This window comes from uncultured Eubacterium sp., assembly GCF_945980375.1.
Lineage (GTDB): Bacteria > Bacillota > Clostridia > Oscillospirales > Acutalibacteraceae > Eubacterium_R.
Genome location: NZ_CAMFQO010000041.1, coordinates 1 through 8,564 on the forward strand (window position 1 = coordinate 1; position 8,564 = coordinate 8,564).

Annotated in this window: 9 protein-coding genes; 6 read left to right on the top strand and 3 right to left on the bottom strand. The window is 35.9% G+C overall.

The window, feature by feature from the left end; genetic code table 11:
- Positions 1-87: 87 nt before the first annotated feature.
- From queA to Q0P34_RS08065, 5 genes are all read left to right on the top strand, one after another.
- Positions 88-1,125, top strand: a complete 1,038-nt coding sequence (queA, locus tag Q0P34_RS08045) for a tRNA preQ1(34) S-adenosylmethionine ribosyltransferase-isomerase QueA (RefSeq protein WP_294955258.1) — start codon at positions 88-90, stop codon at positions 1,123-1,125.
- A 9-nt stretch (positions 1,126-1,134) separates the two neighbouring features.
- Entirely contained in the window at positions 1,135-2,268 is a 1,134-nt protein-coding gene (gene tgt / locus Q0P34_RS08050; protein ID WP_294955260.1) for a tRNA guanosine(34) transglycosylase Tgt, read from the top strand.
- Positions 2,269-2,339: 71 nt separating this feature from the next.
- Complete coding sequence (yajC, locus tag Q0P34_RS08055; protein ID WP_294955261.1) at positions 2,340-2,753, top strand: preprotein translocase subunit YajC; 414 nt, start codon at positions 2,340-2,342, stop codon at positions 2,751-2,753.
- 56 nt (positions 2,754-2,809) lie between these two features.
- The gene (locus tag Q0P34_RS08060; protein ID WP_294955263.1) at positions 2,810-3,190 is read left to right on the top strand and encodes a DUF3792 family protein; all 381 of its coding nucleotides are present in this window, start codon (positions 2,810-2,812) and stop codon (positions 3,188-3,190) included.
- A 1-nt stretch (position 3,191) separates the two neighbouring features.
- Positions 3,192-3,800 (top strand): stage II sporulation protein M, encoded by a 609-nt coding sequence (locus tag Q0P34_RS08065; RefSeq protein ID WP_294955265.1) that lies wholly within the window; start codon positions 3,192-3,194, stop codon positions 3,798-3,800.
- On the opposite strand, the gene Q0P34_RS08070 is transcribed toward Q0P34_RS08065, so the two are convergent.
- From Q0P34_RS08070 to Q0P34_RS08080, 3 genes are all read right to left on the bottom strand, one after another.
- The gene (locus Q0P34_RS08070) at positions 3,790-4,770 is read right to left on the bottom strand and encodes a tyrosine-type recombinase/integrase (protein WP_294955267.1); all 981 of its coding nucleotides are present in this window, start codon (positions 4,768-4,770) and stop codon (positions 3,790-3,792) included. The two genes, Q0P34_RS08065 and Q0P34_RS08070, sit on opposite strands and share 11 nt — an antisense overlap.
- A gap of 475 nt (positions 4,771-5,245) precedes the next feature.
- The gene (gene radA / locus Q0P34_RS08075) at positions 5,246-6,613 is read right to left on the bottom strand and encodes a DNA repair protein RadA (protein ID WP_294955269.1); all 1,368 of its coding nucleotides are present in this window, start codon (positions 6,611-6,613) and stop codon (positions 5,246-5,248) included.
- Positions 6,614-7,297: an N-acetylmuramoyl-L-alanine amidase gene (locus tag Q0P34_RS08080; protein WP_294955271.1), complete on the bottom strand. Its 684-nt coding sequence runs from the start codon at positions 7,295-7,297 to the stop codon at positions 6,614-6,616. It lies immediately after the preceding gene.
- 115 nt (positions 7,298-7,412) lie between these two features.
- Between Q0P34_RS08080 and Q0P34_RS08085 the strand changes: the two genes are divergently transcribed.
- The gene (locus Q0P34_RS08085) at positions 7,413-8,369 is read left to right on the top strand and encodes a D-2-hydroxyacid dehydrogenase (RefSeq protein WP_294955273.1); all 957 of its coding nucleotides are present in this window, start codon (positions 7,413-7,415) and stop codon (positions 8,367-8,369) included.
- Positions 8,370-8,564 lie beyond the last annotated feature (195 nt).

Consider the following 8,564-nt stretch of genomic DNA (forward strand, 5'->3'; position numbering starts at 1 on the left):
ACACGTAAGGAGTCGTCGGCAGCGTCAGATGTGTATAAGAGACAGTATAAATGTCAATTGATAAATTATATATTTTGAGGATAAATTATGAAAACATCTGACTTTTATTATGACTTACCACAGGAGCTTATTGCTCAAACTCCTATAGAACCGAGAGATCAGTCAAGATTAATGGTTGTTGATAAGAATACAGGTGAGGTAACTCATAGAATATTTAAGGATTTAATCGACTATCTTAATCCAAATGATTGTCTTATTCTTAACGATACAAGAGTTATTCCTGCACGAATTTACGGTGTAAAAAAGCAAACAGGTGCAGTTGTTGAATTTTTACTTTTGAAGCAAAGTGAAAATAATGTTTGGGAATGTCTTTGCAAGCCGGGCAAAAGAGCAAAGATAGGCACGGAATTTGTATTTGGTGAAGGATTAGTTGAGTGTGAAGTAGTTGATATTACCGATGACGGTAACAGAAAAATTCAATTTAAGTGCGATTCAAAGGAAATTTATACTATATTAGACAAAATCGGAAAAATGCCCCTTCCTCCATATATTACGGAGGAATTAAAAAACGGTGAAAGGTATCAAACCGTTTATTCAAGAGAGCTTGGCTCGGCTGCTGCTCCGACGGCAGGGTTACATTTTACCAATGAGCTTCTTAAAAGAATAGAGCAAAAAGGCATAAAAATAGGATATGTAACCCTTCATGTCGGCCTTGGAACATTCAGACCTGTTAAGGTTGACGATGTTACAAAGCATAAGATGCATACCGAGCATTATCACGTCAGCAAACAAACCGCTGATTTAATAAATAAAACAAAGGCAAACGGTGGCAGAGTAATCAGCGTTGGAACTACAAGCACAAGAACTCTCGAATCGGTAGCTACAAAAAACGGATGCATTTGCGAGGACGAGGATGATACATCAATCTTTATTTATCCCGGATATGAGTTTAAGTGTATTGACGGCTTGGTAACAAATTTTCACCTGCCTGAAAGTACCTTGATAATGCTTATTTCGGCATTTGCCGGATACGACAATGTTATGAATGCGTACAAAATTGCTGTTGATGAACGTTACAGATTTTTTTCATTTGGCGATGCGTGTTTGTTTATCGATACAAAATAAGGAGCAGTTATGAGCTACAAATTATTAAAAAAAGAAAACAAGGCAAGACGCGGAGAATTTTCCACTGTTCACGGTACTGTTCAAACCCCTTGCTTTATGAACGTTGCAACCGTTGCCGCTATAAAGGGTGGATTGTCAACGGTGGACCTAAAGGATGTCGGCGCGCAGGTTATGCTTTGCAACACCTATCATCTTCACGTTAGACCGGGTGATGATAAGGTAAAAGCATTAGGCGGACTACACAGGTTTACCAATTGGGACAGACCTATTCTAACGGATTCAGGTGGGTTTCAGGTATTTTCACTTGCAAAGCTAAACAAAATTACCGAGGACGGCGTTACCTTTAATTCGCATATTGACGGACGAAAAATATTTATGGGTCCCGAAGAAAGTATGCAGATTCAGTCAAACCTCGGCTCAACAATTGCAATGGCGTTTGATGAATGTGTTGAAAACCCTGCAAAATACGAATATTCAAAGGAAGCCTGCGGCAGAACGTTAAGATGGCTTGAGCGTTGTAAAAAAGAGATGGACAGGCTTAATTCACAGCCTGATACAATAAACAAAAATCAAATGCTGTTTGGTATAAATCAGGGTTGTACCTTTGATGATTTACGAATAGAGCATATGAAGGAAATTGCAAAAATGGATTTGGATGGCTATGCGATAGGAGGCTTGGCTGTCGGTGAGCCCAAGGAGGATATGTACAGAATAATATCCGCTGTTGAGCCTTTTGCCCCCGAAAACAAGCCAAGATACCTTATGGGCGTAGGTACTCCGGGAAATATTATTGAGGCAGTCAGCAGGGGAGTAGACCTTTTTGATTGTGTTATGCCTGCACGAAATGCACGTCATGGACAGCTTTTTACAAAAAAAGGTATTATAAATATTAATAACGCTAAATATATACTTGATGACCATCCTATTGATGAGGAATGTAACTGTCCTACCTGCAAGAACTTTTCACGTGCTTATGTAAGGCATTTGCTCAAGGCGGGAGAAATGCTTGGAATGAGGCTTGCGGTTATGCATAACCTGTATTTTTATAACAATTTGATGACTCAAATCAGAGAAAATATTGAAAACAATTCATTTGAAGATTTCAAAAATGAATATGTTGACAGACTTGATACAAGGATATAAAAATAATTCTTGATTTTATTCTGTTAATACTATATAATTAAAATACTTAATGTATCTTTAGGAGGAAAATTATGAATCCAATTTTATTGCAAATGGCAGCACAGCAGTCTGCACAAGGCAAGGCAGGTTCATCTTCATATATTGTACTTATGGTTGTACTTGTTGCAGTTATGTACTTTATGATGATCAGACCTCAAAAGAAGCGCCAAAAGGAAGAACAGGAAATGAGATCATCATTGGAAATCGGTGATGAAATTATTACCATCGGCGGTATTGTCGGTAAGGTTGTTACAATCAGAGAAGAAGATTTGATTATTGAAACAGGCGCTGACAGAAACAAGATGAAAATTCAACGTTGGGCTGTAAATACAAATGTTACAAAGACAGAGCAACACAAAAAAGAAGTTGAAAAGGCAAGAGAAGCCGCAAAGGAAAAGAAGGAAGCTAAAAAGACTGAAAAGTCTGATAAGAAATCCGATAAATAATGTTATAAAAAGTAAATCCCCCGAATATCCTTTAATAAGGATTCGGGGGATTTTTTATGAAAAAAAACAAAAGTATTTTAGCTGTATTTACCGTAAAATCAATAATAACATCCATAATATGTGTTTTATTATTTACGGCAGTATTTTCCTATATAGCATTAAAGCTTGATTTAGATAAAAGCTATTATTCTTGGTTCGGATATATTTGTTTAATGCTTTCGGCGTTTGCTACCTCCTTTGTGTCAACCTGCAAATTCCAAAACAGCCTTATTCTTATGAGTATGCTTGCAAACATTCCTCTTATGCTTATTTCAGTCATAAATTCATTTGTTAATAAATCTTTTATGCAGGCTGTTATATCATTGGTTGTGATTGTTGCATCCGGCTTTGCTTCTGCTTTGGTGTGTGCTAAAAAATCAAAAGGATTTAAGGTGTAGTATGAGTGAATTAAATCTGCCGATGAATAACAGTAAGATAGAAGTATTTACGCAGGACAATCTACGATTTTTATATCAGTTGGTTTTTTACATTGCAGGTATGGTGCTTGGTGTATGGTTGTTCAGAGCATTAAATTTGTCAAAGTATTCAAGTACAATTGAAGATTTTATATTAATAAAAAATGATATCCTAATCAATATTATTGTTGATAGGCTATCAATTTACGTTTTGGTATATGTTGTTACAATTCTGCTTGGGTTGTGCTTAATAGGGTTTCCGGTAATAAATATAATACCGTTGGTATGCGGAGTTGAGCTTTCGTTAAAGCTTTCGTTCATATACAGCTTATACAGCGTAAAGGGAATAGGGTATTCTGTTTTAATGATTATACCCGAAGCGACAGCGTTTTTGGTTTTACTGTTTTACACAATTAAGGATTCCAAGGATTTAAGCAGGTCTTTGTTTAACATATCAAAAAATAATCTCGAGTCTGAAATTGACCTAAAGCAATATCTTAAAAAATTTATGCTTTACTGTATTGGTATTATAAGCATATCAATACTGAATTCAATAATGATGTATCTTTTTAACTCAATAATTAAGATTTGAAGCTCGGCTTGCTGTTTGCAAGGGGATTTGAGTCAACTGCGTTCTTTGATGCGTCACTTTGAATATGGGTGTAAATCTCTGTCGTTCCAAGATTTTCGTGACCTAATATTTCCTTTAGAACCAATACATCTACATTACCGTGTTGATACATCAGGGTTGCGGCGGTATGACGAAGCTTGTGTACGGATAAGCCTCTGCCTCCCAAGCCTGCCATATCAATGTATTTGTTTACCATCATTTCAACAGTTCTTGGGTTTATTCGTTGGTATCTGCTGCTTAAAAATAAGGCTCTGTCCTTAACCTTGTCGTTTGGTCGAACCTTCATATACGCCGTTATTGCTTCAATGCAGGCTTGATTAAGGTAAATTGTTCGCTCCTTGTTTCCTTTACCTGTGATTACAATAGTGCCGTCTGATTTTATATCGTTGTAATTTATTGAAACAAGCTCCGACAAACGTATTCCGCAGTTCAAAAACAATGTTATGATAGCAAAATCACGTTCTTTATTTTTACCGGAAATAACCGATAAAAGCTTTTTGGATTCATCTAATGTTAAGTATTTCGGCAGCGATTTCTTTGTTTTAGGAGCGTCAAGATTTTTCATGGGATTGGCAGGGAGTAAGCCAAGGTTTTCCGATAGATAGCTGAAAAATCTTCTGATTGCAACAACACGTCTTGCTCTTGTTGCCTCATTATTTCGTCTTTCATTTTTGCAGTATATAAGAAATGTATAGGTATCATTTAGGGTAATTGTTTTAATAAAATTAATGTCAACAATGGTTAAATCAAGCTCGTTGTCAGGAGTATCGACAGGGAATAAGCCCTTGTGCTTAACCATAAATCTAAAATATGTTCTTAAATCACTTGCGTATTCTAATACGGATAATGAGCTGTGCCCCTTGATAGCTTCAACATATGTTAAATAATCCTGCACAAGCTGAGGAAGCCTAAAAAAATCCTCTCTTTTCATACTATAACTAACACCTCTTAAAACAATTATTTCGCAAAACTTTTATAAATTATAATTATTGTATCAAAATAGGGGAGGATAATCAATATAAAAAAGTAAGTTATACCTGACTTTTTGATTAAATGTGATATAATAAAAATGTACCGATGTACTATGTATGCCTCGGTACTTGATACAATTATGTATCGTTTGCCATTTTCTCGAGTATCTTGGTTATTTCATCGAGCGAATGGCTTTTTCTTTTAGTGCTATTATTAAACGCACTATTTGTTTTATTGTCATAGTAACATTACAAAAGAATGATAATGATAAGAAACAAAAATAACCGCAGGGAGTAGCCTTGCGGTTGTTTTTATATCTACATTAAAAAATATCTAATTTCGCAAAATTAATATTTTGCGAAATAAAGGGGAGTTTGAAAACATTAAAATTAGGGGCTTTGCGTTATCTTTTGCAAATGCCCCTAATTTTTGTTTTATTCTATTTCAGTAATTGCATCAAATGCAGCACGAATTGTTCTAACAGGAACGATGTCCATATTGATTTTTATTTCCTTTGATAATGCCTTGTAATTATGAAACGGTATAATGCATTTTGTAAAGCCTAACCTTTGTGCTTCTGCAATTCTTTGCTCACAGTTGTTTACGGCTCTGATTTCTCCTGCCAATCCTATTTCACCAAATGCCAATGTATTTTCATTTAACGGCTTATCTTTTAGTGATGAAATTAAAGCCATAGCAACACACAAATCCGCAGCCGGTTCATAAAGCTTTAGTCCGCCAACTATGTTCAGGTATGTGTCCATCCCGTTAAATAAATATCCTGCACGTTTTTCAAGCACTGCAATTATCATATTCATTCTGTTGTAGTCAAAGCCTGTGCTCATTCTTCTTGGAGTTCCAAATCCTGATGATGTCACAAGCCCTTGAACCTCTGCCAAAATTGGTCTTGAGCCCTCCATGGTACATGCAACGCAGGTTCCGCTTGTGTTTTTCGGTCTGCCTGAAAGCATCATCAATGACGGATTTTCTACCTCTCTCATTCCTGTTTGAGTCATTTCAAACACACCGATTTCATTGGTTGAACCAAATCTGTTTTTTGCACTGCGCAGTATCCTGTATGAATAATTGCGCTCTCCCTCAAAGTATAAAACAGTATCAACTATATGTTCTAATACCTTTGGTCCCGCAATAGCACCGTCCTTATTAACGTGACCTACAATAAAAATTGGTATTCCAAGTGATTTTGCAAGATGCATAAAGACATTTGTACATTCTCTTACCTGAGTAATACTTCCTGCAGATGAAGAAACCTCGTCAATCATCATTGTTTGAATTGAGTCAATTATAACTAACTGAGGCTTTTCTGCTTTTATTGTTTCTACTATTAAGGCTACATCGGTTTCTGCTAATATGTAAAGATTATCGCTATCGATACCGAGTCTGTTCGCTCTTAGCTTAATTTGCCTTGATGATTCCTCACCGCTTATATACAGTATTTTTACATCTAAATACTGACACATTTGAAGAAGAATTGTTGATTTACCTATACCCGGATCGCCTGACAGTAAAACAAGGCTTCCCTCAACAATTCCTCCGCCTAAAACTCTGTCAAATTCCTTAATTCCCGTGGTTAATCTTTTTTCGATATCACTGTTGATATCATTAAGCTTTAGTGCCGGCTTAACCGAATAAGAGCTTTTATAGGAACCCTTGGATGCAGATACGGGTGCCTGTTCATCCATAGTGTTCCATTCGCCGCAGCCCGGACATTTGCCATACCATTTTACGCTTTCGTAACCGCATTCACTGCATACATAAATTGATTTTGATTTACCTGCCATTTATACGTCCTCACATACTCCTGCAAGAATAAGATATGCAAAATCCTTTTGATACTCCTTATCTTGCAGTTTTTTATTTTCTTCATTATTACTCATAAAGCCACATTCAATCATTATTGACGGATGCATAGCATTATACAATATGTAATATTCATCGCCTGATTCTTTATTTTCTCTGTTATTGTCCTGCTGAATAGTTGACTTAATTTTTTTTAATATTTTATCAGCAAGAGTTTTACTTTCATTAATTCCCGTAGCATACCAAATTTGAGTCCCCCACTCTTTTTCATCGCTAAAATGATTTTGATGAATGGATATTAATACAGCATTTGGAATTGAATTAATAAAATCCATTCGATTGTACAAATCCGATCTGTTTCGCGGCTCATTGGGTTTATATAACTCGTAATCTCCCGAGCGTATAAGAACGGAATTTATACCGCTAACCATTAAATAATCATACAAATTGAGGGCAATTGCAAGGTTTATGTTTTTTTCAAGAGCTCCGTCAATGCCGATTGTGCCGGCATCAGCTCCGCCGTGTCCTGCATCTATAATTACTGTTTTTTTATACGAGCTTTGATAAACAACTTGGGCTATTTTTTCATCTGCCTTAAAGCTTAATTCTATACATCCTGTAATAATTAGTATTCCTGATAACAATATCATTAATGCTTTTTTCATTATATCACCATTAATAATATGAAAACATTATACAATATATTTACTTTTCTTTCAACAAATCAGTTGATTTATTTTTATTTAAGGGATATAATTTGTACTGTAAAGGAGTGGTATAATGAAGATTGTAAATCTTGATGGCTATACAACAAATCCCGGTGATCAGTCTTGGGAAACATTTAAGCAATACGGAGAGCTTACTGTATATGACAGAACAAAGCCCGAAGAGGTTATTGAACGTGCAAAGGACGCCGATATTCTTATTATAAACAAAACCGTAATAACGGCAGATATGCTTGACAAAATGCCAAATCTTAAATATATAGGTCTTCAATCAACAGGCTATAATGTTGTTGATTGCGATGCCGCAAAGGCAAAAGGAATTGTTGTTTCAAACATTCCGTCATATTCAACATCAGCAGTAGCACAGCTTGTTTTTGCTCTTATTTTACAGATAACAAACAAGGTGACAATGCATAGTGACGCCGTTCATAACGGAGAATGGACTGCCTGTCCTGATTTTTGTTTTTGGAAGGCTCCGCTTACAGAGCTTGACTCAAAAACAATCGGTATTGTAGGATTTGGATCTATCGGTCAAAGGGTTGCGCAAATATCAAAGGTTTTCGGTATGAATGTGTTGGTTTTTACTCCGCACCCAAAGCCTGATGAGTTTAGCGATGTAAGGTTTGTAGATTTTGATGAGCTTTGCAGTAAAAGTGACATTATTACATGCCATTGCCCGTTAACTCCCAAAACGGAAAACCTTATTAATAAGGACGCAATTTCCAAAATGAAAAAGGATGCAATTATCATTAACACATCAAGAGGTCCCGTGGTAAATGATGTTGACTTAGCAAATGCTCTTAATAACGGTGATATAAAGGCGGCAGGATTGGATGTTTTGAGGGTGGAGCCGCCAACCGCAGATAACCCGTTGCTGACTGCAAAGAATTGCTTTATTACACCGCATATTGCATGGGCGGCATACGAAACAAGAAAAAGACTTCTCGGTATTCTTGAGGAAAATCTAAAGGCATTTTTAAGCGGTAATCCTCAAAATGTTGTAAATAAGTGATAAACATAAATAAAAAGATACTTTCAACCTTTGCTGAAAGTATCTTTTTTTGCCAAAGGGTAATCAAACGGAGCAAAATCGAGATAAAAGTAAGTAAAAGTAGTGCGGCAATCAAAAATATCGCTTATACTCCGGTTTTTCTTTTAATTCTTTAAGCAATTCGTCTATATTTTCAAAAACGGATTTCGCAACAAT

Excerpts from the sequence above, each read along its gene's own strand:
- Q0P34_RS08065 (WP_294955265.1), top strand. The coding sequence starts at position 3,192 with ATGAGTGAATTAAATCTGCCGATGAATAACAGTAAGATAGAAGTATTT.
- Q0P34_RS08060 (WP_294955263.1), top strand. The coding sequence starts at position 2,810 with ATGAAAAAAAACAAAAGTATTTTAGCTGTATTTACCGTAAAATCAATA.
- tgt (WP_294955260.1), top strand. The coding sequence starts at position 1,135 with ATGAGCTACAAATTATTAAAAAAAGAAAACAAGGCAAGACGCGGAGAA.
- radA (WP_294955269.1), bottom strand. The coding sequence starts at position 6,613 with ATGGCAGGTAAATCAAAATCAATTTATGTATGCAGTGAATGCGGTTAC.
- queA (WP_294955258.1), top strand. The coding sequence starts at position 88 with ATGAAAACATCTGACTTTTATTATGACTTACCACAGGAGCTTATTGCT.
- Q0P34_RS08070 (WP_294955267.1), bottom strand. The coding sequence starts at position 4,770 with ATGAAAAGAGAGGATTTTTTTAGGCTTCCTCAGCTTGTGCAGGATTAT.
- Q0P34_RS08085 (WP_294955273.1), top strand. The coding sequence starts at position 7,413 with ATGAAGATTGTAAATCTTGATGGCTATACAACAAATCCCGGTGATCAG.
- Q0P34_RS08080 (WP_294955271.1), bottom strand. The coding sequence starts at position 7,297 with ATGAAAAAAGCATTAATGATATTGTTATCAGGAATACTAATTATTACA.
- yajC (WP_294955261.1), top strand. The coding sequence starts at position 2,340 with ATGAATCCAATTTTATTGCAAATGGCAGCACAGCAGTCTGCACAAGGC.